At 69.4% G+C, this 26,700-nt stretch carries 25 protein-coding genes and 1 tRNA gene; 12 read left to right on the top strand and 14 right to left on the bottom strand.

Features of this window, described 5'->3' with window-relative positions; genetic code table 11:
• Positions 1-2 precede the first annotated feature (2 nt).
• From OG241_RS25610 to OG241_RS25600, 3 genes are all read left to right on the top strand, one after another.
• Positions 3-1,478: an ATP-binding protein gene (locus tag OG241_RS25610; protein WP_405826420.1), complete on the top strand. Its 1,476-nt coding sequence runs from the start codon at positions 3-5 to the stop codon at positions 1,476-1,478.
• A 393-nt stretch (positions 1,479-1,871) separates the two neighbouring features.
• Entirely contained in the window at positions 1,872-2,279 is a 408-nt protein-coding gene (locus OG241_RS25605; protein ID WP_405818241.1) for a helix-turn-helix domain-containing protein, read from the top strand.
• 58 nt (positions 2,280-2,337) lie between these two features.
• Positions 2,338-3,846 carry a tyrosine-type recombinase/integrase gene (locus OG241_RS25600; protein WP_405818239.1) on the top strand — a complete coding sequence of 503 codons (1,509 nt, stop codon included), beginning with the start codon at positions 2,338-2,340 and terminating at the stop codon, positions 3,844-3,846.
• A gap of 118 nt (positions 3,847-3,964) precedes the next feature.
• Here the strand turns inward: OG241_RS25600 and OG241_RS25595 are convergent.
• The 3 genes from OG241_RS25595 to OG241_RS25585 all read right to left on the bottom strand — a co-directional run bounded on the left by OG241_RS25595 (position 3,965) and on the right by OG241_RS25585 (position 5,838).
• Positions 3,965-4,038 (bottom strand) — tRNA-Pro (locus OG241_RS25595).
• A gap of 42 nt (positions 4,039-4,080) precedes the next feature.
• Positions 4,081-4,857, bottom strand: a complete 777-nt coding sequence (locus tag OG241_RS25590) for a Pr6Pr family membrane protein (RefSeq protein ID WP_405818237.1) — start codon at positions 4,855-4,857, stop codon at positions 4,081-4,083.
• A gap of 54 nt (positions 4,858-4,911) precedes the next feature.
• Complete coding sequence (locus OG241_RS25585; protein ID WP_405818235.1) at positions 4,912-5,838, bottom strand: metallophosphoesterase; 927 nt, start codon at positions 5,836-5,838, stop codon at positions 4,912-4,914.
• Positions 5,839-5,916: 78 nt separating this feature from the next.
• Between OG241_RS25585 and OG241_RS25580 the strand changes: the two genes are divergently transcribed.
• Positions 5,917-6,381: a GatB/YqeY domain-containing protein gene (locus tag OG241_RS25580; protein ID WP_405818233.1), complete on the top strand. Its 465-nt coding sequence runs from the start codon at positions 5,917-5,919 to the stop codon at positions 6,379-6,381.
• A 138-nt stretch (positions 6,382-6,519) separates the two neighbouring features.
• Here the strand turns inward: OG241_RS25580 and OG241_RS25575 are convergent, their stop codons facing one another.
• Entirely contained in the window at positions 6,520-8,817 is a 2,298-nt protein-coding gene (locus OG241_RS25575) for a transglycosylase domain-containing protein (RefSeq protein ID WP_405818231.1), read from the bottom strand.
• Positions 8,818-9,225: 408 nt separating this feature from the next.
• Here OG241_RS25575 and wblA point away from each other — a divergent pair, with 408 nt between their 5' ends.
• Entirely contained in the window at positions 9,226-9,564 is a 339-nt protein-coding gene (gene wblA, locus OG241_RS25570) for a transcriptional regulator WblA (RefSeq protein ID WP_319092711.1), read from the top strand.
• A gap of 74 nt (positions 9,565-9,638) precedes the next feature.
• Here the strand turns inward: wblA and OG241_RS25565 are convergent, their stop codons facing one another.
• Positions 9,639-11,039 (bottom strand): ArsA family ATPase, encoded by a 1,401-nt coding sequence (locus OG241_RS25565; RefSeq protein WP_405818229.1) that lies wholly within the window; start codon positions 11,037-11,039, stop codon positions 9,639-9,641.
• Positions 11,036-12,013, bottom strand: a complete 978-nt coding sequence (locus OG241_RS25560; protein WP_405818227.1) for an ArsA-related P-loop ATPase — start codon at positions 12,011-12,013, stop codon at positions 11,036-11,038. The genes OG241_RS25565 and OG241_RS25560 overlap by 4 nt, the downstream gene beginning before the upstream one ends.
• A gap of 95 nt (positions 12,014-12,108) precedes the next feature.
• Between OG241_RS25560 and OG241_RS25555 the strand changes: the two genes are divergently transcribed.
• From OG241_RS25555 to OG241_RS25540, 4 genes are all read left to right on the top strand, one after another.
• Complete coding sequence (locus tag OG241_RS25555) at positions 12,109-12,267, top strand: DUF4177 domain-containing protein (RefSeq protein WP_019063748.1); 159 nt, start codon at positions 12,109-12,111, stop codon at positions 12,265-12,267.
• Positions 12,264-12,731 (top strand): RidA family protein, encoded by a 468-nt coding sequence (locus OG241_RS25550; RefSeq protein ID WP_405818226.1) that lies wholly within the window; start codon positions 12,264-12,266, stop codon positions 12,729-12,731. The genes OG241_RS25555 and OG241_RS25550 overlap by 4 nt, the downstream gene beginning before the upstream one ends.
• 201 nt (positions 12,732-12,932) lie before the next feature.
• Entirely contained in the window at positions 12,933-13,808 is an 876-nt protein-coding gene (locus OG241_RS25545) for an NUDIX hydrolase (RefSeq protein WP_405818224.1), read from the top strand.
• A 40-nt stretch (positions 13,809-13,848) separates the two neighbouring features.
• The gene (locus OG241_RS25540) at positions 13,849-14,679 is read left to right on the top strand and encodes an MBL fold metallo-hydrolase (RefSeq protein ID WP_405818222.1); all 831 of its coding nucleotides are present in this window, start codon (positions 13,849-13,851) and stop codon (positions 14,677-14,679) included.
• Between the two features lie 25 nt (positions 14,680-14,704).
• Here the strand turns inward: OG241_RS25540 and OG241_RS25535 are convergent, their stop codons facing one another.
• The 3 genes from OG241_RS25535 to OG241_RS25525 form a co-directional block, all read right to left on the bottom strand.
• Positions 14,705-15,571, bottom strand: coding sequence for a nucleotidyltransferase (locus tag OG241_RS25535; protein WP_405818220.1), 867 nt, complete (start codon positions 15,569-15,571; stop codon positions 14,705-14,707).
• Positions 15,572-15,585: 14 nt separating this feature from the next.
• Positions 15,586-16,689, bottom strand: a complete 1,104-nt coding sequence (locus OG241_RS25530; RefSeq protein WP_405818219.1) for a PQQ-binding-like beta-propeller repeat protein — start codon at positions 16,687-16,689, stop codon at positions 15,586-15,588.
• Between the two features lie 130 nt (positions 16,690-16,819).
• Complete coding sequence (locus OG241_RS25525; RefSeq protein ID WP_006382668.1) at positions 16,820-17,494, bottom strand: Crp/Fnr family transcriptional regulator; 675 nt, start codon at positions 17,492-17,494, stop codon at positions 16,820-16,822.
• Positions 17,495-17,827: 333 nt separating this feature from the next.
• Between OG241_RS25525 and nth the strand changes: the two genes are divergently transcribed.
• From nth to OG241_RS25510, 3 genes are all read left to right on the top strand, one after another.
• Entirely contained in the window at positions 17,828-18,904 is a 1,077-nt protein-coding gene (gene nth, locus OG241_RS25520; RefSeq protein ID WP_405818217.1) for an endonuclease III, read from the top strand.
• An 88-nt stretch (positions 18,905-18,992) separates the two neighbouring features.
• The gene (locus OG241_RS25515; protein ID WP_405818215.1) at positions 18,993-19,784 is read left to right on the top strand and encodes an NUDIX hydrolase; all 792 of its coding nucleotides are present in this window, start codon (positions 18,993-18,995) and stop codon (positions 19,782-19,784) included.
• A 13-nt stretch (positions 19,785-19,797) separates the two neighbouring features.
• Entirely contained in the window at positions 19,798-20,997 is a 1,200-nt protein-coding gene (locus OG241_RS25510; RefSeq protein ID WP_405818213.1) for a MarP family serine protease, read from the top strand.
• A gap of 40 nt (positions 20,998-21,037) precedes the next feature.
• On the opposite strand, the gene OG241_RS25505 is transcribed toward OG241_RS25510, so the two are convergent.
• From OG241_RS25505 to acs, 5 genes are all read right to left on the bottom strand, one after another.
• On the bottom strand, positions 21,038-21,217 hold the full coding sequence (locus tag OG241_RS25505) for a hypothetical protein (protein WP_319092701.1): 180 nt from the start codon (positions 21,215-21,217) through the stop codon (positions 21,038-21,040).
• Between the two features lie 225 nt (positions 21,218-21,442).
• Positions 21,443-22,414 (bottom strand): alpha/beta fold hydrolase, encoded by a 972-nt coding sequence (locus tag OG241_RS25500; RefSeq protein WP_405818211.1) that lies wholly within the window; start codon positions 22,412-22,414, stop codon positions 21,443-21,445.
• Positions 22,411-22,887: a phage holin family protein gene (locus OG241_RS25495; protein WP_405818209.1), complete on the bottom strand. Its 477-nt coding sequence runs from the start codon at positions 22,885-22,887 to the stop codon at positions 22,411-22,413. The genes OG241_RS25500 and OG241_RS25495 overlap by 4 nt, the downstream gene beginning before the upstream one ends.
• A 105-nt stretch (positions 22,888-22,992) precedes the next feature.
• On the bottom strand, positions 22,993-24,444 hold the full coding sequence (gene nhaA / locus OG241_RS25490) for a Na+/H+ antiporter NhaA (protein ID WP_405818207.1): 1,452 nt from the start codon (positions 24,442-24,444) through the stop codon (positions 22,993-22,995).
• Between the two features lie 232 nt (positions 24,445-24,676).
• Complete coding sequence (gene acs, locus OG241_RS25485; protein WP_405818205.1) at positions 24,677-26,644, bottom strand: acetate--CoA ligase; 1,968 nt, start codon at positions 26,642-26,644, stop codon at positions 24,677-24,679.
• Positions 26,645-26,700: the final 56 nt, after the last annotated feature.

Genomic DNA, 26,700 nt, shown 5'->3' with positions numbered 1-26,700 from the left:
CCATGGCCGACGACGAGAAGAACCCCGCCCGCCAGATCATCACCGACTACGCGCAATCCCACTTCCGGTACTTCCGCACACCGGACGGGACCGTCTACGCGCAGAAGAACGGCCAACCCGTCGCCCGCCCCATCCGCTCCCAGGGCACCACCGGCAGCCACCGCCAGGAACTCATGGTCGGTCTCTACCGCGACGGACGCGGCGCGTTCAACGGCAGCGCGCTGAAAGAAGCCTTGGACCTGATCGAAGCGCTCGCGATGTCCGAGGACGTGCAGCCCGTGCACATCCGCGTCGCCCCCGGATTCGACGGGGCAACCTGGCTCGACCTCGGTCGTGATGACGGGCAGTCCGTGCGTATCCACCCCACCGGCTGGGACATCCTCACCCCCGACCCGCGCGAGGTGTGCTGGCGGCGCACCCAGCTCACCGGGGAACTGCCGCTGCCCGTCAAAGACACCAACGGCAAGGGCATCGATCTGCTGATGCGACTGTGCAACTTCGCCGACGCGGAAACCGAGTGCCTGGCCGTGGCGTGGCTGATCGGCTGTCTCGGTCCGTCCGTCCCGGTGCCCGCGCCATTCCTCACCGGCCCGCAGGGTGCGGGGAAGTCGACCGGCGGGCGGATGCTGGTGCGGATCATCGAGGGCATGAGCGGGGACCTGCGCCGGGCCCCAAAGGATGAAGAGAACCTGATCGCGGCCGTGGCGGCGGGCTGGGTCACCGCACTGGACAACCTCTCCCACATGTCGCCGGACCTGTCGGACGCGATGTGCTGCATCGTCACCGGCGCCGAGAGCGTCAAGCGCGCCCTGTTCACCGACGGGGACGTGTTCCGCGTCGGCTACCGCCGGCCGCTACTGCTGACCGGGATCGACGTGGGCGTCATCCGGCCCGACCTCGCCGACCGCCTGCTCCCGCTCCGCCTGGAGCGGCCCGGCGTGCGGCGGACCGAGGCCGAACTGTGGGCGGAGTACGAGGAGGCGCTGCCCGTCGTGCTCGGGTCCCTGCTCGACCTCACCGTCAGAGTGCGCGCGGCGCAGGCGGAAACCCCCACCGACCTGCGCATGGCCGACTTCGCCCACCTCTGCGCGCAGCTTGACGCGGCCACCGGGCTCGGAGCGCTGGCCGCGTACCGGGCCCGGTTGGACGACCTCAACGACGACGTCATCGAAGGCGACCTGTTGGCACAAACCGTCCTCCGGCACGCCGACACCATCGAGCCCGGCGGCGAGCAGCGGATGACGTCCACCGAGTGGCTGGCCTGCCTCAGCCGCCTCTACAGCGGCGACGACTGCCGTCCGCTGCCCAAGGGGTGGCCTACCACCGGCAAAGTGCTCTCCGACCGTCTCAAGCGCCTACAGCCCACCCTCGCCGCGCGGGGTGTGCTCATCGACTCCGGCCGCACCAGCCAGGGCCGCTACCTCGAAATGACCCGCCCCGCCCCCGCGCCCCCCTTCGACCAGCCCCGGATGCTTTGACCGCCCCCACGCTCGCGCGGACAAGCAAGAAGAGCACCGGCCGCCCCGGCGAGGCGTGCTCCTCTTGCTGTTCGGCGCCTGCGCCGCCCCAAGGACGTGCCGCGCAGCGGCTCCTTCTTCACGTTCTGAGCAGCACCGCACCACAACAGAACACCCCCTTCTTTTGTCCTAAGAGGGAAGACGCTGCGTCATCTACGTCAGGCGAGCCGGAATACGGCACCTGACCTGCGAATACAGGCATGACGCAGATCGCCGCGCCTGCGTCATCCTGCGTCATCCGCGTCATGGACCACGTCACGGATGACGCTGCCCATGACACACCCATGACGCAGACCTCACCCCTAACGTCACCTAAAACCACAGGTCAGAAGCCTAAATGACGCTCACGACGCAATGACGCAGAAATCCACACCTCGGACAGACACGGGCTTCGGAACCCCCGAAGCGAACCCCAGAGGAGACATGAAAGTGCGTCAGAAGATCACTGACTTGCCTCAGCTCCACTCCGCTGCGGATGTTGCCCAAGCGCTCGGCTGCTCCGAGTGGTGGGTGAAGGAACAAGCTCGCAGGGGACGCATTCCCTTCACCAAGCCCGGCGGCAGCTACCGGTTCACGGTCGAGCACTTCGTAGAGATCATGCGCATCTTCGAGAGCCGTCCCACGGAAGCCCGTGTTGCCACCGCCCGAGCTACACCAGCACCGCGACGCCAAGTGGTGGCCATAGCAACGGTGTCCGCCACCCCTCTGAAGGCACGGACACCGCGTAGGGCGCAGCAGCACCAATCGCAGAGCGCAGCCTGATTCCATGTGCCGCCCGGTCCTCCAACCGGGCGGCACATCCGTCCGTAGGGAGAGCAAGTTGGGTTACGCCGAGAACCTCGGCACGTACTGGCGCGGCCGGTACAAGCTCGCGCCGGGCAAGTACGCCACCGTCCGAGATGCCGATGGCGAGGCCATCCGCTTCCGGACCAAGCCAGCGGCAAAGAAGGCTGCGGACGCCGAAGAAGCGAAGCTGTTGGCCGGAACGAAGAAGGCGCCTCCTGAGCGGATCACTTTCGGCGCCTACGCGAACCGCTGGTATGCCGCGCAGGACTTGGCGGCGTCCACCATGCAGAACTACCGGCGGCACATCGAAGAACACTTGCTCCCCGCGTTCGAGGATTTCGCCATTGCAGACATCTTGAGTACCGACATCGCCGCTTGGGAGAAGCACGAACGCGCCGTTCCTTACGCGGCAACCAGTGTCAAGACATGGCGGGCGACACTGCACCTGATCCTCGCCGACGCCGTTGACGAGGGGCTGCGCGACTCCAACCCCGCAACCAGGCGGCGTGGACGAGGCAAGCGCGCTGGTCGCTCACGCAACCGTGGCCCGGAGAAGGCGGTCACGACGGCACTCGGCATTCTGCTGCTCTCCGAGCGGATGGCGCTGTTGTCCGGGCGCGACGACGAGTTCGTTGGCGGCATCATCATGGGCTACACCGGCATGCGCTGGGGCGAGGTCGTTGGCCTTGAGACGGAGTTCATTCGGCCGAAGAGCATTCGTGTTGAGTGGCAGCTCTACGAACTGGACACCGGCGAACTGCACCGTTGCCCGCCCAAGGACGACTCCTACCGCGACGTCGACACTCCGGAATTCCTCGTCTCGCTGCTTGCCGGCCACATCGCCCGGACGAAACCGAAGCCTTGCGAGTGCCACGGACTGACCTACGTCTTCCGCGGCCACGGAACCGCCAACGGGTCCGCGAGTCGCCCGGGGGCGAAACTGGCCGACGTGGCTCGCCGCGCCGGCGTCTCGACCGGCACCGTTTCCAACGTCCTCAACCGCCCGGACACTGTGGCGGAGCCGACTCGGCTGAAGGTGCTGGAGGCCATCACCGATCTCGGGTACGTCCGCAACGCGGGAACGGGGGAGTTGGCCGCCCACTGGCGACGCTCTGGCTTCGCCACGTGGCTCTTTCAGCCGGCCGTCACAGGGCGGTACCCCGGGCGTGGCACTCAGGAAGAGCACCCGGTGCCCGTGGTCGCTGAGCCGTGGCCTGGCATCCCGGCGCGCGGACGAGGCGCCTCCAAGCGGGCTGAGGCGTGCTGGGTGCCGATCGCTCCGGGGCTGACCCCGCACGGGTTGCGCCACACTCACAAGACTCTGATGAGGGAAGTGGGGACCCCGCCGAAGCTCATGGACGAACGCTTGGGCCATGAGGACGGTTCTGTTCAGTCGCGCTATGACCACATCACGGCCGGCATGCGGCAGAGGCTGATGAACGCGCTCACCGGTATGTGGGAGGAAGCGTTGGACGCGCGTCGGGAGATGAGTCCCGGCTCGCCCGTGGCTGCTCTGGACGCGTTGCTGAAGGCTCGTGGGTAGGGCGTCGGCCTGGAGACGATTCCAAGATTTTCTCCAGGATTTCTCCAGAGAGCTCCTGGAGAACGAGGCAGGCCCGGTGCTGATTTCTCAGCACCGGGCCTGACCTGGCGTTTTACTGTCGGGGTGGCGGGATTTGAACCCACGACCTCTTCGTCCCGAACGAAGCGCGCTGCCAAGCTGCGCTACACCCCGATGTCGCTGCTTGTCCTGCTTGTCGCGGCGACGTCGTTTACTTTAGCCCACCGGTGGCCCCAGGCGAAATCCGGTTTTGGTGCGGTGGTGGACGGGGTTCGGGCGGATGTGGTCGAGGGTTACGAGGAGGACGGCGAGGGTGTAGAAGGCCAGGCCGAGGAGGAGGGCGTTGGCCAGGACGCTCTTGTAGCCGTGCTCGTCCACGTCGAGGAAGGCGTACAGGTAGCGGTTCGGTGTGCCCGGGAGGAGGAGCTCGCCTCGGAGCAGGGAGAAGGTCAGGTACGCCAGGGGGTACAGGAGCCACGGTGCCGCCTGGCGCAGGTGCAGGTGGCCGGCGGCGGTCAGGAGCAGCCAGTTGGTGAGGGCCGCGATCGGGATCGCCGTATTCAGGACCTGGTCGGTGACGGCGTGCCAGCCCGTTGGGGAAGGGGGCGTGGTGAACGGGCTCGACGGGTTCGCCACCAGGGTGTGGTGGACCAGGGCCCCGATCACCACGTACAGGAGTGCGGCGCCGGTCAGGGCGCTGGGCAGTGGGCGGCGGGCTGTCCAGGCGCGGCGGGCCGAGACGGTCATGACCAGGGTCAGCAGGATGCTGCTCTGGATCGTGAACTGGCTCAGAACCTGGGCGGGGCTGCCCAGGACCAGTTCCATCGTCACGGCCGTGGCCGCCGCGGCGGCGGTGAGGAGGCGGAAGACCGCCGTCACCGGGCGGCGTACCGGGGTCACCACGGCCGTGGCGGGGACGGGGGAGGGGAGAAGTCCGGGTCCGCCCGGGAGCGCGGGGAGGTCCGGTATGTCCCTGGGTATCGGCGCGGTCATGCCCTCACGCTAGGGCGAACGGGCAAAAGGGGCGATCCGGGCGGGCTGTGTGGGTTACGCCCGTGCTGTCAGCGTCAGCAGCGTCGCCTCCGGCGGGCAGGCGAAACGTACCGGCGTGTAGCGGTTGGCGCCGCAGCCCGCCGAGACGTGGAGGTACGACGTGCGGCCCTCCGCCGTGTGCGTCGACAGGCCCTTGACGCGGTCCGTGTCGAGGTCGCAGTTGGTGACCAGGGCGCCGTAGAAGGGGATGCAGAGCTGGCCGCCGTGTGTGTGGCCGGCCAGGGTCAGCGGGTACGCGTCCGCCGTGAACGCGTCCAGGACCCGGAGGTAGGGGGCGTGGACGACGGCCAGTGAGACGTCCGCCGTCTTCGAGGGGCCGCCGGCCACCTGCTGGTAGCGGTCCCGCTTGATGTGCGGGTCGTCCAGGCCCGTCAGTTCCACCGACATGCCGTCGATCTTCAGCACGCCGCGCGTGTTCGTCAGGTTCAGCCAGCCCGCCGTGTCGAAGCCGTCGCGCAGTTCCTCCCACGGGTTGTGGACCACGTCGACCGCGGGCGGGTTGCCGTTCAGGCCGTGCTTGCCCTGGGTCTTCTCGAGCAGGTACCGGGCGGGGTTACGGGGTTTGGGACCGTAGTAGTCGTTCGAGCCGAAGACGTACGCGCCCGGGAACTCCATCAGCGGGCCGAGCGCGTCCAGCACCTCGGGCACGCCCTCCGGGTCGGACAGGTTGTCGCCCGTGTTGATCACGAAGTCGGGGCGGAGACCGGCCAGGGAGCGCAGCCAGCGCTGCTTCTTGTACTGACCGCCGACCATGTGGATGTCGGAGACCTGGAGCACGCGCAGGGGGCGCATGCCCGCGGGCAGCACCGGCACGGTCACCCGGCGGAGGCGGAAGGAGCGGGTCTCGAAACCCGCCGAGTAGACGAGGCCGGCGGCGGCAACGGCCGTGATTCCCAGGGGTACTGCGTATCGCGCGCGCATGCTCCCATCGTGTCAGGCGGGGAGGGACGGTGGAAATCCACGGGCGTTCCGCTTCCCGCACCTGCGACAATCGATCCCATGACCACGCTCAAGTCGAAGCTCAGGGAAGACCTCAACACCGCCATCAAGGCGCGCGACGAACTCCGCTCCTCGACGCTCCGGCTGACCCTCACCGCGATCACGCAGGAAGAGGTCTCCGGCAAGGAGAAGCGCGAGCTCTCCGACGAGGAGATCATCAAGGTGATCAGCCGCGAGGCGAAGAAGCGCCGTGAGGCGGCCGACGCCTTCGCCCAGGGCGACCGCCCCGAGCAGGCCGAGCGGGAGAAGGCGGAGGGCGAGATCCTCGCCGTCTACCTGCCCAGGCAGCTCGACGACGAGGAGCTGAACCTGATCGTCGCCCAGGCCGTCGAGGAGGCGAAGGCGGCCGGTGCCGAGGGGCCGCGTGCCATGGGTCAGGTCATGAAGATCGTGAACCCGAAGGTCGCGGGCCTCGCCGAGGGCGGCCGGGTCGCCGCCGCGGTGAAGAAGATCCTCGCCGGCTGACCTGCGGCGAGTACCGACGCGCCTGTGCCTGTACGTCGATGGGGGCGCCCTTCCAAGAAGGGCGCCCCCATCGACGTACAGGCGGCTACGGCTCACTCGCTGCCCGGCTCACTCACTCAGCCTCGGCGCGCGGACCCTCTACGGGAAGCCTCCGTCGCCGTTGCTGTTCCCGTTGCTGTTCCCGTTGTTGCCGCCGTTGTCGTTGCCCTGGACGAAGCCCTCGGGGATCGAGAAGGTCGGGTTCGGGAACGTCGTGTTGCCGCCGTTGTCGTTGTTGCCGTCCGTCGCGCCACCGTTGTTGTTGCCGTTGTTGTCCCCGTTGCCGCCGTCGTCGCGGCGGTTGTCGTCCGGCTTCGGGGTGGGCGGCTCGATGATGGGGACGAGGTTGAACTTCCCGGAGTCCTTGCCGGCGAGGGCGCCGGTCATGGCGTCCTTCCAGATGGGACCCGGGACCTTGCCGCCGAAGACGAGTTCGTTCCAGACGCCGCCGATCGTGATGTTGCGCATCTTCACGTTCTGCATGGCGCTGCCGACCCAGACGGCACCCGACAGGGTCGGCGTGTAGCCGACGAACCAGGCGTTCTTGCGCTCGTCCGTCGTACCCGTCTTACCCGCGTTGTCGCGGCCGTCGGTGAGGCCGGCCGACTTGCCGGTGCCGGAGTCGACGACGCCCTGGAGCAGGGTGTTGATCGTGTCCGCGGTCGTCTCCGACATCGCACGGGAGCACGTCGACTTCGGGACCTCCAGCGACTTCTGCCCGCCGTTGACCTTCTGCGTGATCGACTCGATGGCGATCGGCGTGCAGTACATGCCCCGGGAGGCGAAGGCCGCGTACGCGCTCGCCATCGTCAGCGGGGAGATGCCCTTGGAGCCGAGGGCGATGGCCGGTACCTCGGGCAGCTTGTCGCCGTTGCCCTGCCTGACGTGCAGTGCGTCGGTCATGTTCATCACCGGGCACAGTCCGATGTCGGAGATCATCTGCACGAAGTAGGTGTTGACCGACAGCTCCATCGCCTTCTTCAGGCGGTAGGGGCCCTTCTCCGACTCGCTCTCGTTCTCCAGCTTCGCGTTCTCCAGGTTGGTCCACGGCTTGCCGCTGCACGTCTGGACCGGGCTCGGGTACTCCATCTCGTACGGCGCCGAGTACTGCTGGATCGCCGGGCGCCCCTCCTCCAGGGCCGCCGCCGCCACGAACGGCTTGAACGTCGAACCGGTCGGGAAGCCGAAGTTGGAGCCGCCCCGGTCGCTGCCGACCGAGTAGTTGATCTCGGTCTGGTTCTTGCCGTAGCCGTACGGCTTCGACTGGCCCATGCCGAGGATCTTGCCGGTGCCCGGCTCGACCAGCGTGACGGCGGTCGCCACCGAGTCCGACTGGTACACGTGTTCCTTGATCGACGCCTGCACGGACGCCTGCGACTGCGGGTCCAGCGTCGTACGGATGGTCAGGCCGCCCTGGTTCCAGATCTTCGCCCGGTCCTCGCGGGTCTTGCCGAAGACGGGGCTGGCGAGGAACTCCTTCTCGACGTACTTGCAGAAGAAACCCGCACCCTTGACCGCCGCGATGCAGCCGTTCTTGGGCTCGCTGACCTTCAGGCCGAGCGGCTTCTCCTGCGCGGCGGCGGCCTCCTGCGGGGAGATGTCACCGACCTCCGCCATGCGCTTGAGCACGGTGTTACGGCGCTTGGTGGCCTCCGCCGGGTCGTTCACCGGGTCGTACCGGGTCGGCGACTGGACGATGCCGGCCAGCAGGGCCGCCTGGGGGAGGGTGAGGTTCTTCGCCGACTTGGAGAAGTAGCGGTGGGCGCCGGCCTCGACGCCGTAGGCCTGCTGGCCGAAGAACGTGATGTTCAGGTAGTTCTCGAGGATCTTCTTCTTGCCCAGTTCCTCCTCGACCTGGATCGCGTACTTCAGCTCCTTGATCTTGCGGCCGATCGTCTGCTGCTGGGCCTGCGCGACCTTCGTCGGGTCGTCACCGGCCTCCTCGACGAACACGTTCTTCACCAGCTGCTGCGTGAGCGTGGAGGCGCCCTCCGCGACGCCGCCGCTCTGCGCGTTCTTGTTGAGCGCCCGCAGGACGCCCTTGAGGTCGACCGCGCCGTGCTCGTAGAACCGGGAGTCCTCGATCGCGACGATCGCCTTCTGCATGTACGGCGAGATGTCCTTGAGCTCGACGACCGTGCGGTCGCGCGAGTAGACCGTCGCCAGCTGGCCGCCCTTGGCGTCCAGGATCGTGGTGCGCTGGCTCAGCGGCAGCGTCTTCAGATTGGCCGGGATCTCGTCGAACCCCTCGACCGAACCCTTGGCCGCGAGACCGAGCGCGCCGGCGGCGGGCAGGGCGATGCCCGCCGCGACGGCGCCCGCGAGCACGCTGACACCGAGGAACTTGGCGGCCTGCTGGACTACCGACAGGCCTCCGCCCGATCGCTTGTTTGGCATGAGGGCAGCCTACGTTCTCATTCGCCGGACACACGTACAGGCCTTGGCCTAAGCTCCTCACAACTGTCACAGCTGTGAGGTCACGTATCAATACGTCCCTGAGACCGGAAACGTTTCGGATGTAGTCCAACTATTTTTGTGGAGTGCGTGCCCGGATTGGCCTCGTGTGTCACGAGGTATCCGTTGTGACCCAGGTGAACTGTCCCCCTTTGCCGGGATGGTCACACATGTCGGTCGCTCACTCCCCCGGGTGATCTGCCGCTTACCCATAGTCCGTTCGGGCCATTCAAGATTGGGCCCGAAGGGGGTGTTGCGCTGTGCCCGCCTTCCGTAACGTCCTCAACTGGCGCGGTGAATATGCCGCTGCCGCCGTGGGGGAGCCTCGATTCGGGAGAGGACGGCGCCGGTATGGGCTGGGTAACCGACTGGAGTGCGCAGGCGGGCTGCCGCACTACCGATCCGGATGAACTGTTCGTTCAAGGAGCAGCGCAGAACAGGGCCAAGGCGGTGTGCACCGGATGTCCGGTACGCACGGAATGCCTGGCTGACGCGCTCGACAACCGCGTCGAGTTCGGCGTGTGGGGAGGAATGACGGAGCGGGAGCGCCGCGCACTGCTGCGCAGGCGTCCCACCGTCACCTCGTGGCGTCGGCTGCTCGAAACCGCGCGTACGGAGTACGAGCGGGGGGCGGGAATCCTGCCCCTCGACGAGGAAGAGGTGTACGAGAACTACTTGGCAGTGGGCTGAGTCGTCCCGGTCGGTCACTGCCCCTCTCGGTCGGTAACCGCCGTTTCGTCGGCCACCTGTCTCAGCCACTCGTCTCAGTTACTCGCGTCCGGAGGGTCCGGCAGCTCTGGCCGGTCGGTCGCGAGTCGGTCGCCGATGTTCCGCAGGCCCGCGAGGTCATGCACATCGCCGGGCAGCGCGGCGACCTCGGTGACCGCCACCTCCGGGTGGAGGGCGGTGAAGCGGTCTCGTGTGCGCTGCTCGCGGGAGAGCAGCTGCATACGGTCGGCGTGCAGCCGGAGCAGGCCTGCGGTGAGTTGTTGGACTGTGGGTTCGCTCGGGTCGGCGGTCGGGTCACTGTCGGTGGCGGTGGGGGAGCCTTCGACGTGTTCCTCGACGTCTGCGCCGGGCGCTGTTGTCCGGTCCGGACGTTCTGAACGGTACGAACGTTCTGAACTGTCTGAACCGCCGTACGGGTCGGGGGAGTTACGAAGTCCAGCTTTCCCGTCCTCCTGATCGACAATGCGGGGCTCTTCAAGATTTTCCGCGGCGGCGAGCGCACGTTCGGCCGACAGCTGGGCGGCGCCGCTGCCGTGGACCCGGTTGAGCACCAGTCCGGCGAGCGGCATGTCCTCCGCGGCCAGCCGCTCCACGAAGTACGCGGCCTCGCGCAGTGCGTCCCGCTCCGGGGCCGCGACCACCAGGAACGCCGTGCCGGGCGCCTGAAGGAGCTGGTAGGTGGCGTCGGCGCGGGTACGGAACCCACCGAAGGTGGTGTCCATCGCGGCGACGAACGTCTGTACGTCCTTGAGGAGTTGGCCGCCCAGGAGCTTGCCCAGGGTGCCGGTCATCATCGACATGCCGACGCTCAGGAACTTCATTCCCGCGCGCCCGCCCAGCTTCGCCGGTGCCGTCAGCAGCCGGATCAGCCGGCCGTCGAGAAACGAACCGAGCCTCTTCGGGGCGTCCAGGAAGTCCAGCGCGGACCGGGACGGAGGCGTGTCGACGACGATGAGATCCCACTCGTCGCGCGCCCGCAGCTGCCCCAGCTTCTCCATCGCCATGTACTCCTGCGTGCCCGCGAAGCCCGCCGAGAGTGACTGGTAGAAGGGGTTGGCGAGGATCGCGGCGGCCCGCTCACGGTCGGCGTGCGCCTCGACGATCTCGTCGAACGTCCGCTTCATGTCGAGCATCATGGCGTGCAGTTCGCCGCCGCCCTCGACGCCCTTGACTCGCCGCGGGAGGTTGTCGAGCGAGTCGATGCCCATGGACTGGGCGAGCCTGCGGGCCGGGTCGATGGTCAGCACCACCACCTTCCGCCCCCGCTCGGCGGCGCGCAGTCCGAGCGCCGCCGCGGTGGTCGTCTTGCCGACCCCGCCGGATCCGCAGCACACCACGATCCGCGTCTTGGGATCGTCGATCAGCGGATCCACCTCGAGCACGCGCGCGGGGGACAGGCCGTGCCGGGAGGCGGAGTCGTGCGGGTTCGGGCTCATGACATCCTCTGCTTCCGCAGCTCGTTGGTCAGTTCGTACAGACCTGCCAGGTCCATGCCCTCGGCGAACAACGGCAGTTCGTGCAAGGGCAGCTCCAACCCGCCCAGCACGGACCGCTGTTCGTGCTCAAGGGCGTACCGCTCGGCGTACTCCTCGACCTGGGCCAGCAGCGGGTCGACCAGCTTCTCGGCGTTCCCGCCGCGCCGCGCCCCGCCGAGCCCGGCGGCCGACAGCGACCGTGCGAGCGCGCCGCGAGGGGCCGCCCGTACGAGTTCCAGCTCGGCCTCGTCCAAAACCTCGGGCCGCACCATGTTGACGATGATCCGCCCCACCGGCAGCTTCGCCGCACGCAGCTCGGCGATACCGTCCGCGGTCTCCTGGACGGGCATCTCCTCCAGCAGCGTCACCAGATGCACCGCCGTCTCGGGCGACTTGAGTACGCGCATCACGGCCTGGGCCTGATTGTGTATCGGGCCGATCTTCGCGAGGCCGGCCACCTCGTCGTTGACGTTCAGGAAACGGGTGATGCGGCCGGTCGGCGGGGCGTCCATCACGACGTGGTCGTAGGCGAACCGCCCGCTCTTGTCCTTCCGCCGGACCGCCTCGCACGCCTTTCCGGTCAGGAGTACGTCCCTGATGCCCGGGGCGATGGTGGTGGCGAAGTCGATCGCGCCGAGCTTCTTCAGGGCGCGACCGGCGCTCCCGAGTTTGTAGAACATCTGGAGGTAGTCCAGCAGCGCCTGCTCGGGGTCGATGGCGAGGGCGAACACCTCCCCGCCCCCGGGAGCGACGGCGATCTTCCGCTCCTCATAAGGCAGCACTTCGGTTTCGAAGAGCTGCGCGATGCCCTGCCTGCCCTCGACCTCGACGAGAAGCGTGCGCTTCCCCTCGGTTGCGAGGGCGAGCGCGAGCGCTGCGGCGACCGTGGTCTTTCCGGTCCCGCCCTTACCGCTGACGACCTGGAACCTGCTCACGTATTCGAGACTAACCAGTCCGGCTCGAACCTACGCCGGAGGCTGTGGACAACGTGGGCGCGGGGCGCTTGGCCGCAGCGGATAAAGTCGCCTCCATGACCAAGTGGGAATACTCGACCGTGCCGCTGCTCGTCCACGCCACGAAGCAGATTCTGGACACCTGGGGCGAGGACGGCTGGGAGCTCGTCCAGGTCGTGCCCGGGCCGAACAACCCCGAGCAGCTCGTGGCGTACCTGAAGCGGGAGAAGGCGTGAGCGCGGTGGAGGCCCGCCTCGCCGAGCTGGGCCTGACCCTGCCGGCGGTGGTACCGCCGCTCGCCGCGTACCAGCCGGCGGTTCGGTCCGGGGTGTACGTGTACACCTCCGGCCAGCTGCCCATGGTGGACGGGAAGCTTCCGGTCACCGGGAAGGTGGGCGCGGAGGTCACGCCGGAGGAGGCCAAACAACTGGCCCGTACGTGTGCGCTGAACGCGCTCGCGGCGGTCAAGTCGGTCGCCGGTGACCTCGACCTGGTCGCGCGCGTCGTGAAGGTCGTCGGCTTCGTCGCCTCGGCACCGGACTTCACCGGCCAGCCCGGGGTGATCAACGGCGCGAGCGAACTCCTCGGCGAGGTACTGGGCGACAAGGGCGTCCACGCCCGCAGCGCGGTCGGCGTGGCGGTACTGCCCCTGGACGCGCCTGTCGAGGTAGAGGTCCAGGTGGAACTGGTCTCCGACTAGTGCCGACTAGTACGGAGTCTGGGGTCTGAGGGCGAGCGCCGGCCCGGGCATTTCAGCCCGTCCGGCGTTTGAGGACAAGGCCTGTTCAGGGCCGTAGGGGGGTCTGGGGGCGCAGCCCCCAGGGATGGGACGGGTAGGGGCGGCGGGGGCGAGAAACCCCAGGGCCTCGAACATGCGCTCACCACCGGATAGCCTCCGCCCATGGCAAACGGGCAGTGGTACCCACCGGAGTGGCCGGACCTCATCCGCGCGCTCGCCGAAGGCACCCTCACCCCGGTCACCCCCAAGCGCGCGGCCACCGTCATGCTCCTGAAGGACACCGACACCGGCCCCGTCGTCCACATGCTGCGCAGACGCGCCTCCATGGCCTTCGCCGGGGGCGCGTACGCGTATCCGGGCGGCGGAGTCGACCCCCGCGACGACGACCACCTGATCCGCTGGGCGGGCCCCACGCGCGCGTGGTGGGCGTCCCGGCTCGGTCTGGGCACCGACGAGACGTCCGCACAGGCGGTCGTCTGCGCCGCCGTACGGGAGACGTACGAGGAGGCGGGCGTCCTGCTCGCGGGCCCGGCCGCCGATTCCGTGGTCGGCGACACCACGGGCGACGACTGGGAGGCGGACCGCGCGGCCCTGGTCGCCCGGGAACTGTCCTTCGCCGAGTTCCTGGACCGCCGCGGACTGGTGCTCCGCTCGGACCTCCTCGGGGCGTGGGCCCGCTGGATCACCCCGGAGTTCGAGTCCCGCCGCTACGACACCTGGTTCTTCGTCGCCGCGCTCCCGCAGGGCCAGCGCACCCGCAACGCCTCCACGGAGGCGGACCGCACGGTGTGGATCGAACCGGCGGCCGCGGCGGCCTCCTACGACAAGGGCGAGCTGCTGATGTTGCCGCCCACGATCGCGACCCTGCGAGCGCTGGCACCGTACGACAGCGTGTCGAGCGCCCTCGCCGGGGCCCTGGAACGCGACCTGGAGCCTGTCCTGGCCAGGGCCAGCCTGGAGGACGGTGAGATCGTGCTCGCCTGGCCGGGGCACGAGGAGTTCACCAAGCGCATCCCGATCGGCGGAGCCCCCGCATGACGCACACACCCCCCACCCACCCCCTGGCAGGTGCCCCCGCATGACCGAAGCCGCCGCTCTCCCCGGCCAGCCGCGCGGCGGGGTTCTCTCGGGCCCCGCGACCGCGCGCGCGGTCAATGTGCTCGCGCCCAACGCCTCCGCGATGACGCTCGACGGGACGAACACCTGGATCATCTCCGAGCCGGACTCCGAACTGGCCGTCGTCGTCGACCCGGGGCCTCTGGACGACGTACACCTCAGGCATGTCGTCGACACCGCCCGGAAGGCCGGCAAACGGGTCGCGCTGACGCTGCTCACGCACGGGCATCCGGACCACGCGGAGGGCGCCGGGCGCTTCGCCGAGCTGACGGGAACGCGCGTGCGGGCGCTCGATCCGGCGTTGCGGCTGGGGGACGAGGGGCTCGGGCACGGGGACGTCGTGTCCGTCGGCGGGCTGGAGCTGAGGGTCGTACCGACGCCCGGGCACACATCGGACTCGCTGTGCTTCCATCTCCCGGCCGATCGGGCCGTCCTGACGGGTGACACCGTCCTGGGGCGCGGAACGACCTTGGTGGCCCATCCTGACGGCCGCCTGGGGGACTATCTGGACTCCCTGCGGCGACTCAGGTCCCTGACGGTGGACGACGGCGTGCACATCGTCCTGCCGGGCCACGGTCCCGTCCTGGACGACGCCCAGGGCGCCGTCGAGTTCTACCTCGCCCACCGGGCCCACAGACTCGCCCAGGTCGAGACAGCGGCGGAGAACGGCTACACGAGCCCCGCGGAGGTCGTCGCCCACGTGTACGCGGACGTGGACCGCTCCCTGTGGCCGGCCGCCGAACTGTCAGTACGGGCCCAACTGGAGTACCTGCACGAGCACGGCCTCATCTAGATCCGGCCCCGGCACCGCCCAGGCCCTACGCGGATGCGGGCCTGGGCGCTTTCACGCCGTGCACGCGCGCGTACTCCTCACTCAGCCACTGGCCCAGCTCCTCGACATGCGAGCGCAGGAACGACCGCAGGACAGCGGGCTCGTCCGAGGGCTCCTGGCCCAGCGAAGCGGCTTCCCTCATGTGCGGGCCCCACTCCGGGTAGTACACGGCGAACGCCTCGGCCATCTCATGCAGGTCGCTCGTCCAGCCGTCCCAGCGAGGCATCACGAGCGTGAAGCCGGTACGCACCAGGCGGCGGGAAATGCCCCGCACGCGTGCGCGTACCGCCCCCGGAGGAGCTCCCGGGGCGGTCGCCTCGGCGATCAGGCGCCGCCAGCGGGGGAGGCACAGAGCCAGGTCGCCGTTGGTCTCGCGTGCGAGGAGGGAGTCGGGGCGATAGCGGGGCAGGTGCCCAGCGAGGTCCTCGCCGTGGACGGGTGTGCAGAGGCAGGCCACGAACCAGCCCAGGTCGTGCCTCTCCAGGGCGCTCAGCACCTGGGCCCGGGAGACCAGCAGCGTGCCGGCGCCGTCGATCTGCTCGAACTCGTTGTCGAGCGCCCTGTCCAGCACGCGGGCCGATGCCCAGTCCGTCTCCGTGGGTTCCTCGCGCAGGGCGAGCAGCAGGTCCAGGTCGCTTTGGCCCACGCGTGCGGTGCCGCGCGGGATCGACCCGTAGACGTACGCGCTGTGCAGGCGTGTCCCGAAGACGTCGACGGCCCGGTCACGGGCCGCACCGACGACAGGTCGGAAGGCGGGCGGCACGCGCGCGAGGGAGCCCTCACGGACGATGAACCCATGCTCGTCCAGCCCCGGACGCGGTGTCACCCGGCACGCTTCCGACGCTCCTGTCACTTCCGCCGCTCCCGTCACTTCCAGCGGAACACCCGCACGCGCCGGGTCTCGCTCACCGCGTGGCACACCACCGCCAGGCGGTCGTCCCAGGCGGCGTAGCGGGCTCGATAGCTGAAGCCGGGCAGTCTGCGTTCTGCGACGACCCGGCCGTCGGTGGGGTCGAGGACGGTCACCCGGCTGCCGTAGCCGTTGCCCACCATGAGGTACCCGCGGTGGGCCAGCGGATGGAGCGTACGGCCGTGATCGGTGCGCCACTCCCAGAGCGGCTCGCCGGTCGGGACGGAGTAGGCGCGCAGGACCGTGTCGGCGCTCTTCTCGGTGTCGCCGACGGGGTCGTCCGGTTCGAGTCCGACGGCGAGCGTGTCTCCGACGACGGCGACCGCGGGCCCGAAGTCCTTGTAGCCGGCCGGAAGCTCGACGTACCACTCCCCGTCCTCGCGCACCACGTACAGCCGGGGGCGGGAGTGCTTGCCGTTGTTGCGGACGGACAGGACCGGCGGGTCCGTCGCCAGGACGGAGAACCAGTCGCCCCACTGGTCCGGGAGCGACCGCTCCCATTGGACGGCGCCGGTGCGCGCGTCGAGACACCGGACGACCGGCGGTTCGTTGCCCTTCCAGCCCTGGCTGTTCGCGATCCAGACCGGGGCGGTCGCTATCCGGCCGCCGCCGATCGTCACCTGGCGCGCGGAATCGGCGCCGATGTGGGCCAGCTGGTTCTTCGGCTGTTCACGCGACCACGCCACGGCCCCGGAGCCGAGGTCGAGGGCGGTGAGACGGACATGCCTGGCGCGAGGTTCGCCGTCGTCGTGGTGCAGGACGACGCCGAGGCCGTCCTGGGCGTCCTGGGAGGCCCCGACGATCACGTCCTGGCCCGGCGGCTGCCAGGTCCAGAGAGGCTCACCGGTCGCCGGTGCGTACGCGGTGACGCGGTCGAAGCGGGCCAGGGCCACCGCCTGGTCCGTCGCCCACAGGCCCAGCGGCTCGCCCAGGTCCCGCTGCTCGAACTCGGACTGCCACAGCGTCTGCGCCTCCGGGTCCCGGCGGAAGAGGCGCAACCTGCGTTTCGCGGGTTCCGGTGCGGCCTCCCAGACCGACTCGGGCGCTCTGTCCTGGTGCATGCCACCCACCCCTTGGTTCCGTGCAACACGTTCTCGTCACCGCATGGCCCCCGCCCCGGTGAACCCGTTGAATGCGAGAGGGGCCCCGCCGTGCGGCAGGGCCCCTCTCATACGTACGGACGGCTCCCGGCTAACGCGAACGCTTCGCCAGCCGCTCCACGTCCAGCAGGATCACGGCCCGCGCCTCCAGGCGCAGCCAGCCGCGGCCCGCGAAGTCGGCGAGCGCCTTGTTGACCGTCTCGCGGGAGGCGCCGACGAGCTGCGCCAACTCCTCCTGCGTCAGGTCGTGCACGACGTGGATGCCCTCCTCCGACTGGACGCCGAAGCGGCGCGAGAGGTCGAGCAGGGCGCGCGCGACGCGGCCCGGCACGTCGGAGAAGACCAGGTCGGACATCTGGTCGTTGGTCTTGCGCAGGCGCCGGGCGACGGCGCGCAGGAGCGCGGCGGCCACCTCGGGGCGGGCGTTCAGCCAGGGCTGGAGGTCGCCGTGGCCGAGGCCGAGCAGCTTGACCTCGGTCAGTGCGGTGGCCGTGGCGGTGCGCGGGCCCGGGTCGAACAGCGACAGCTCGCCGATCAACTCACCGGGGCCGAGGACGGCCAGCATGTTCTCGCGCCCGTCCGGGGACGTGCGGTGAAGCTTGACCTTGCCCTCGGTGACCACGTAGAGCCGGTCACCCGGGTCGCCCTCGTGAAAAAGGGCGTCACCGCGCGCGAGGGTCACCTCACTCATGGAGGCGCGGAGTTCCGCGGCCTGCTCGTCATCGAGCGCCGCGAAGAGCGGGGCGCGCCGCAGAACGTCGTCCACGAGTTCTCTCCTTGTCGACCTGCTCAGGGGATCTTGCTCCCCGGTTAACGGGGACCGTGTTCCCCATCTTGCCGGACGGTCCAAACAGTGTGATCTGTCACAAGGATGCCGCACGAGTGTCTGCACCAGTGTGGCAGGGGGCCAATTGGGCGCCGATCTTCAGGGTCCGGGGCGGATGTCAGTGCCGGGCTCTAGGCTGGCCGGGTGTCCAAATCGCCGGTGGGAGCGCAGGCCGAGGGGGCTGAGCGGGTGGCGGCAGGGTGTGATTCCGCTGTGGGCGAACAGGGTACGGGTGGGGGCCGGAATGCGTAGAAAGCGGCAGAGGTGATGTCGGTGGAGAAAGCCGCCAAGAAGGTGACCGGGGCGACCGAGCGGGCTGGGACGACCGCGAAGGGGGCCCTGCAGGAGAAGTCCGCGGGACCGGCAGAACCGGCGGGACCGGCAGCAGAACCGGCAGGACCGGTGCGGAAGGCCGCGCCGGTGAAGCGAGCCGCGCCGGCGAAGAGAGCCGCGTCCGCCAAGCCGGTCACCACCAAGCCCGCCTCCAAGGCTGCCGCTTCCACGACGGCCGCTTCCAAGACGGGTGCTTCCAAGGCCACGCCCTCCAAGACCGCCGCCCCGAAGTCCCCGCCGCGCAACGAGTCACGCACCGCTCTCGTCCGGCGTGCTCGCCGGATCGACCGGGAGCTCGCCGAGGTCTATCCGTACGCCCACCCCGAGCTGGACTTCGAGAACTCCTTCCAACTCCTCGTCGCCACGGTCCTGTCGGCCCAGACCACCGACCTGCGGGTCAACCAGACGACTCCCGCCCTCTTCGCCAAGTACCCCACCCCCGAGGACCTGGCCGTCGCCAACCCCGAGGAGGTCGAGGAGATCCTGCGCCCGACCGGCTTCTTCCGGGCCAAGACCAGGTCTGTCATAGGGCTGTCGAAGGCCCTGTCGGAGGAGTTCGGCGGCGAGGTGCCCGGCCGGCTCGAAGACCTTGTCAAACTCCCCGGCGTGGGCCGTAAGACCGCCTTCGTCGTGCTCGGCAACGCCTTCGGGCGCCCCGGTATCACCGTGGACACGCACTTCCAGCGGCTCGTGCACCGCTGGCAGTGGACGGCGGAGAAGGACCCGGACAAGATCGAGGCCGCCGTCGGCGCGCTCTTTCCCAAGAGCGACTGGACGATGCTGTCGCATCATGTGATCTTCCACGGCCGCCGTATCTGCCACGCCCGCAAGCCCGCCTGCGGCGCCTGCCCGCTCGCTCCGCTCTGCCCGGCGTACGGGGAGGGCGAGACGGACCCGGAGAAGGCCCAGAAGCTCCTGAAGTACGAGAAGGGCGGCTTCCCCGGCCAGCGGCTGAACCCGCCGCAGGCGTACCTCGACGCGGGCGGCATCCCGGCGCCGCCGCTGGGGGCCGGATGAGGCCCGCGGTGATGCCTGGGAGCCGGGTGGCATCGGCGGAACCAACGGGGCTGCCGCAGGCGTTGAAAGCAGCAGAACGGGGGTGGCGGTGACGCGCGCGAGCAACACACAAGGGGGCGAGGCGACGCTCAGCAAGGTGGGCCTGCCCGGCTGGCTCGATCCGGTGGTGCACGCCGTCGAGACGGTCGAGCCGCTCCAGCTGAGCCGCTTCCTGCCGCCCGAGGACGGCGCGGGCCGCCAGTCCGCCGTACTGATCCTCTTCGGGGAGGGTGACAAAAAGACCGGAGGCACCGGAGCCAGGGGTGACGGCGGCGACGGCGTCACCGGTAAGGGCGTCGGCGGTGAGGACGGCTCCGGCGGTGATGGCGAGGTCGCCCCCGAGCTGCTGCTCATGGAGCGGGCCAGTTCGCTGCGCTCCCACGCCGGTCAGCCGTCCTTCCCCGGCGGCGCCCTCGATCCCGAGGACGGTGATCCTCAGGGCGACGGACCATTGCGGGCCGCGCTCCGCGAGGCCGAGGAGGAGACCGGGCTCGATCCGGCCGGTGTCCAGCTCTTCGGCGTACTGCCCAAGCTGTACATCCCGGTGAGCGGCTTCGTCGTCACGCCCGTGCTGGGCTGGTGGCGCGAGCCGACGCCGGTCGGGGTGGTCGATCCGAACGAGACGGCGCGGGTCTTCACGGTCCCCGTGGCGGATCTCACGGATCCGGCCAACCGCGCGACCGCCGTGCACCCAAGCGGCCACAAGGGTCCGGCATTTCTGGTCGAATCGGCCCTCGTGTGGGGCTTCACGGCCGGGATCATCGACCGGCTGCTGCACTACTCGGGCTGGGAGCTCCCCTGGGACAGAAACAAGCAGGTCCCGCTCGACTGGCGCGCGTGACAGGGTGGCCCTCGTGAACGTGCTGGACATCTTGTTGCTGGTCGCCGCCGTGTGGTTTGCGATCGTGGGCTACCGCCAGGGCTTCGTCGTCGGCATCCTGTCGGTGATCGGCTTCCTCGGCGGCGGTCTCGTCGCCGTCTATCTGCTGCCCGTCGTCTGGGACGGCGTGACCGACGAGGCCGAGGTGAACACGACCGCCGCTGTCGTCGCGGTCGTCATCGTGATCGTCTGTGCCTCCGTCGGCCAGGCCCTGACCACCCACCTCGGCAACAAACTGCGCCGATTCATCACCTGGTCGCCCGCCCGGGCCCTCGACGCGACCGGCGGTGCCCTCGTCAACGTCGTCGCGATGCTCCTGGTCGCCTGGCTGATCGGCGCCGCCCTCGCGCAGACCACGATGCCCACGGTGGGCAAGGAGGTCCGCGGCTCCAAGGTGCTGGCCGGGGTGCAGGAGGTACTGCCCTCCGACGCGGACACCTGGTTCAAGGACTTCACCTCGGTCCTCGCGCAGAACGGCTTCCCGCAGGTCTTCAGCCCGTTCTCCGACGAGCCCATCAAGGAAGTCGACCCGCCCGACCCCGCGCTCGCCAACAGCGCGGTCGCCGTCAACGCCCAGCGATCCATCGTCAAGGTCATGGGCACCGCCCAGAGCTGCGGCAAGGTCCTGGAGGGCACCGGCTTCGTCTTCGGCGGGCGGCGTGTGATGACCAACGCGCACGTGGTCGGCGGCGTCGACGAGCCCACCGTCCAGATAGGCGGCGAGGGCAGGAAGTACGACGCGACGGTCGTCCTCTACGACTGGGAGCGCGACATCGCCGTCCTCGACGTACCCGATCTGCGAGCGCCCGCGCTGCAGTTCTCGACCGAGGACGCGAACAGCGGGAAGAGCGCGATCGTCGCCGGCTTCCCGGAGAACGGGTCGTACGACGTCCGTCCCGCGCGCGTGCGTGGTCGCATCACGGCCAGCGGCCCGGACATCTACCACCGCGGCACGGTCCGCCGCGATGTCTACTCCCTGTACGCGACCGTCCGCCAGGGCAACTCCGGCGGCCCGCTGCTCACGCCCGACGGCAAGGTGTACGGAGTGGTCTTCGCGAAGTCCCTCGACGACCCGGACACCGGTTACGCGCTCACGGCGGACGAGATCCAGAAGGACATCGCCGGGGGGCGCACCGCCAACCAGCAGGTGGACAGCGACAACTGCGCGCTCTGAGCCCTGTACGGAAGTACAGGGGTACGGGGCTCAGGGAGGCTCAGGGACGGGGGTGGCGCAGGCGCACCGAGACCCAGCGGGCCCGGCGGCGCAGGATGCGCGGGATTCCCACCCTCAGGTCCGTCCCCGCGAGGTGCGGGGAACCTCCTTGGTGGGAGCTCAAGCCATGGCCCGAGCGGCGATTGCGTGGTGCGTCACTGTAGTCGTGCGTCCAGCCCATACCCCGACGTCTGCCCCTGCCCCAAGGTCGATAACCGCCCCAGGGGCCCCGAATTGGCCTATGCGCCAGGCAATTGGCCGTTCGTAGTACAGCTGTTCCCGTCCCCGAATACCGGCCGTGCCGACACGGTCACCGGTCCGGTCAGCGGGCTGGTCGCCGGGCTGGTCATCGGTCCGAACGCTCATCCAATTACCGGTCTGGTCACCCGTCTGGTCACCCGTCCGGTCACCGGTCCGGTTCGGGGTCCTTCAACCAGTTCACCAGCTCCGTCGAGAAGGCGACCGGATCCTCCTCGTGCGGGAAGTGTCCCAGGCCGTCGAACAGACGCCAGCGGTACGGTGCTTCGACGTACTCCCCGGAGCCGGCCGCGCTGCGTGTGCGCAGCACCGGATCGAGTGAACCGTGCAGATGCAGTGTCGGCACCCGCACCGGACGCTTCATGCGCCGGTTGAACTGGATGCCGTCCGGACGGGCCATCGAGCGGACCATCCAGCGGTACGGCTCGATCGCGCAGTGCGCGGTGGACGGGATGCACATGGCCGCGCGGTACGCCTCCACCGCCTCGTCGTCCGGCAGCCTCGGCCCCGACCAGTCCCGGATCAGCCGCCCGACGAGCGCCCCGTCGTCCGCGACGAGCTGCCGCTCCGGGAACCAGGGCCGCTGGAACCCCCAGATGTAGGAGCCGGCGGCCGTCTGCTTGACGTCGGAGAGCATCGCCGAGCGCCAGCGTCGCGGGTGGGGCATCGAGGACACCACGAGCCGCCGGACCAGCTTGGGGCGCATCACCGCAGCCGTCCACGCCAGGTATCCGCCCAGGTCGTGCCCGACCAGCGCGGCATCGGGCTCGCCCAGGGACCGTACGACGCCCGTGATGTCGAGGGCGAGGTTCGCGGGGTCGTAGCCCCGGGGTGTACGGTCGCTGCCGCCCACGCCCCGCAGGTCCATGGCGACGGCCCGGAAACCGGCGTCGGCGAGGGCGACCAGCTGGTGTCGCCATGTCCACCAGAACTGCGGGAACCCGTGCACGAGCATGACCAGCGGCCCGTCGCCCAACTCGGCGATGTGGAACCGGGCGCCGTTCGCGGCGACATCCCGGTGGATCACCTCGCGCCCGCCGGGCAGGTCGAGCCGTACGGCCGAGGCGGGCTGCGTCGATGAGGACGAGGAGTGCGCCGGGGGTGTGGCGGGGTCCGTCATGAGGACGAGCGTGCCACAACCTCGACCGCGTCACTCACCGGGGCGGGCCGGGGGTGCGGCTTGGCCTTCTGGAGGACGCCCGCCGTCTCCTTCATGGACGCGGCGACCTTCTGTGGGCCCTTGCTCTTCTTGGCCTTCTTCGCGAAGACGACGCCGACCAGCGCCAGGAGGAGCGCGATGAGGACGTTCGCGGCGAACGACAGCAGGAAGCAGACCGCGAGATTCCAGTCGCTCCAGGTCCGAATGGCGTACGCCAGCGCGAAGTTGAGCATCGGCAGGGAGAACACCAGTACGGCGCCGGCCACCGTGAACGCGCCGCCGCTCGTCGCGCCGCGCTTCACATCCTGCTTGAGCTGGGCTTTCGCCAGTGCGATCTCATCGTGCACCAGCGCGGACATCTCGGTCGTCGCCGAGGCGAACAACTGGCCGATGCTGCGTTCGGCGCCGACCGGGCTGCCGTCGGGTGCGCTCATCGAGATCTCCCTGTTGTCTTGGTCGTCTTGGTTGCTTGCTCAGCTGTCTGAACGTACGCGCCTGGCGTACGCACCTGACCGTGTGTCTGACGTCTACGTGTCAGATCATGCCGGACGGTCACCCTCGTCGCCCGCCCCGCCCGCCACTTCGGCAAGCCGGTCCCGCTCGGCGGCCTCCAGTTCGGCGGCCCTGAGCCGGGCGATGCGCCGGTGTTCCGCCGCCTTCCCCTCGTAGATGTCGGCCATGCGCAGGTGGTACGCCGGATCGTGCTCCTCGTAGATGTCAGGGATGCCGTCGAGGTCGTCGTCCCGCTCCTCCGCCTCGCAGAGCCTGCGGTACCTGGCGTTCCGTATCTTCAGCAGTACGGTCGCGGCGAGCGCGGCGATGAGCGAGCCGGTCAGGACGGCGGCCTTGACCTCGTCGGTGAGCGCGGGGTCGCCGTCGAACGCGAGTTCACCGATCAGCAGCGAGACGGTGAACCCGATCCCTGCGAGCGACGCGACGGCGAACACGTCGGCCCAGGCGAGGTCGTCGCTGAGCGAGGCGCGGGTGAAACGGGCCGTCAGCCAGGTCCCGCCGAAGATCCCGACCGTCTTCCCGACCACGAGCCCGAGCACGACCCCGAGCGTCTCGGGCTGGCTGAACACGTCCCCCAGCACCCCGCCGGACACCGAGACACCCGCGCTGAACAGGGCGAACAACGGCACCGCGAGCCCCGCCGACAGAGGTCGCACCAGATGCTCGACGTGCTCGCCGGGCGACCACTTCTCCCCGTCCTCGGTGCGGGTCGTGCACCGCAGCATCAGGCCCATCGAGACACCGGCGATGGTGGCGTGGACGCCGCTGTTGTACATCAGCCCCCAGATGACGAGCGCGAGCGGGACGTACACGTACCACCCGCGTACGCCCTTGCGCAGCAGCGTCCAGAAGACGGCGAGGCCGACGAGTGCGCCGCCGAGCGCGGCGAAGTTCAGCTCGTCGGTGAAGAAGACCGCGATGATCAGGATGGCGAAGAGGTCGTCGACGACGGCGAGCGTCAGCAGGAACGCGCGCAGGGCGCTCGGCAGGGACGTGCCGATGACGGCGAGCACGGCGAGGGCGAAGGCGATGTCGGTGGCCGTGGGCACGGCCCATCCGGCGAGCGAACCGCCGCCGGTGACGTTGGTGAGGGTGTAGACGAGTGCCGGTACGGCCATTCCGCACAGGGCGGCGACGACGGGCAGCGCGGCGGCCCTCGGGTCGCGCAGATCCCCGGCCACGAGTTCGCGCTTGAGTTCGATGCCGGCGACGAAGAAGAAGACCGCGAGCAGACCGTCGGCGGCCCAGTGCTGGAGGGAGAGGTCGAGCCCGAGGGCGGCGGGCCCCACATGCAGGTCGAGGACCGCCTCGTAGGTCTCCTTGATCGGGCTGTTCGCCCAGATCAGCGCGGCGACCGCGGCGACGAGCAGCAGCACCCCACCGACGGTCTCGGTCCGCAGGGCCTCCGCGACGAACGTCCGTTCGGGCAGCGAGAGCCGTCCGAGGAGTTTGCGGGTGGCGGTGCGCGGGGTGGCCACGGGGAGACCTCCGGTCGGTGGGCAGCACGGAACGCATGCCGACCAGACTTCCCGGCGCACCTTGGCGATCCTGGCGGATCTTGTCGCGTTGTTGACGCGATCTTCAGCCTACCCAAGGTGCGGGGAATGTACCGCCCGGAGGAAACCCTCTCTGTCCTCTTCGGTTCTGCTCCTTGCTCAGCCCTTGCTCAGCCCTTGCTCAGCCCTTGCTCAGCCCTTGCTGAGCCCTTGCTCAGTCTTCGCTGCCCGCCGCGGGCAGCTTCGTCTGGATGAGGTCCATGACGGTGGAGTCGGTCAGGGTGGTCACGTCACCCAGTTCCCGGTTCTCGGCGACGTCGCGCAGCAGGCGGCGCATGATCTTGCCGGAGCGGGTCTTGGGGAGTTCCGCGACCGGCAGGATGCGCTTGGGTTTGGCGATCGGGCCGAGGACGTCACCGACGTGGTTGCGCAGTTCGGCGACGAGGGTGTCGGTCTCGGAGGCGGTGCCGCGCAGGATGACGAACGCGACGATGGCCTGCCCGGTCGTCTCGTCGGCGGCGCCCACCACGGCGGCCTCGGCGACGGAGGGGTGCGAGACGAGCGCGGACTCGACCTCGGTGGTCGAGATGTTGTGCCCGGAGACGAGCATGACGTCGTCCACGCGCCCGAGCAGCCAGATGTCGCCGTCGTCGTCCTTCTTCGCGCCGTCACCCGCGAAGTACTTGCCCTCGAACCGGGACCAGTAGGTGTCGATGAACCGCTGGTCGTCGCCCCAGATGGTGCGCAGCATGGACGGCCACGGCTCGGTGAGGACGAGGTAGCCGCCGCCTCCGTCGGGCACTTCGCGTGCCTCGTCGTCGACGACGGTCGCGGAGATCCCGGGCAGCGCCCGCTGCGCGGAGCCCGGCTTGGTCGAGGTCACGCCGGGCAGCGGGGAGATCATCATGGCGCCGGTCTCGGTCTGCCACCAGGTGTCGACGATGGGCGTCGCGTCCCCGCCGATGTGCTTGCGGTACCAGATCCACGCCTCGGGGTTGATCGGCTCGCCCACCGACCCCAGCACCCGGAGGCTGCTGAGATCGAACTTGGCGGGGATGTCGTCGCCCCACTTCATGAACGTACGGATCGCGGTCGGCGCCGTGTAGAGGATCGTCACCCCGTACTTCTGGACGATCTCCCAGAAGCGGCCCTGGTGCGGGGTGTCCGGCGTCCCCTCGTACATGACCTGGGTCGCGCCGTTGGCCAGCGGCCCGTACACGATGTACGAGTGCCCGGTGACCCAGCCGACGTCGGCCGTGCACCAGTAGACGTCGGTCTCCGGCTTGAGGTCGAAGACGGCGTGGTGGGTGTAGGCGGCCTGGGTGAGGTAGCCGCCGGAGGTGTGCAGGATGCCCTTGGGCTTACCCGTCGTACCCGAGGTGTAGAGGATGAACAGCGGCTGCTCGGCCTCGAACGCCTCGGGCGTGTGCTCGGTGCTCTGTCGCTCGACGATCTCGTGCCACCACACGTCCCGGCCGTCGTGCCACTTGACGTCCTGCCCGGTACGGCGGACGACGAGCACGTGCTCCACGTTGTCGACGCGCTCCACGGCGGCGTCGACGGCGGGCTTGAGCGCGGACGGCTTGCCGCGCCGGTAGCCGCCGTCGGTGGTGATGACGACCTTGGCGTCCGCGTCCTGGATGCGGGTCGCGAGCGCGTCCGCGGAGAACCCGCCGAAGACGACACTGTGCGCGGCGCCGATACGGGCACAGGCGAGCATCGCGATCGCCGTCTCCGGGATCATCGGCATGTAGACGGCAACCCGGTCGCCCTTCTCGACTCCCAGCTCCAGCAGGGCGTTGGCGGCCTTGGAGACCTCGTCCTTGAGCTCGGCGTAGGTGATCGCGCGGCTGTCGCCGGGCTCGCCCTCGAAGTGGATGGCGACGCGGTCGCCGTTGCCTGCCTCGACGTGCCGGTCGACGCAGTTGTACGCGACGTTGAGGCTGCCGTCCTTGAACCACTTGGCGAACGGCGGGTTCGACCAGTCCAGCGTCTCGGTCGGCTCGGTGGCCCAGGTCAGCCGGCGGGCTTGCGCGGCCCAGAAGCCGAGCCTGTCAGCCTTGGCCTGTTCGTACGCCTCCGCCGTGACGTTGGCAGCTGCGGCCAGCTCGGCGGGTGGCGCGAACCTGCGCTCTTCCTTGAGCAGGTTGGCCAGGCTTTCGTTGCTCACGACATCTCCCATTCCCAGGGCGTCCGTTGTGTCCCAGGCCACAGCTCATCAGACCGGGGGGCCCGCTG

The sequence above is a fragment of the Streptomyces sp. NBC_01390 genome (genome assembly GCF_045040105.1).
GTDB lineage: Bacteria > Actinomycetota > Actinomycetes > Streptomycetales > Streptomycetaceae > Streptomyces.
Note: the sequence above shows the minus strand (reverse complement) of the source record. Positions and strands in the feature narration are given on the sequence as shown.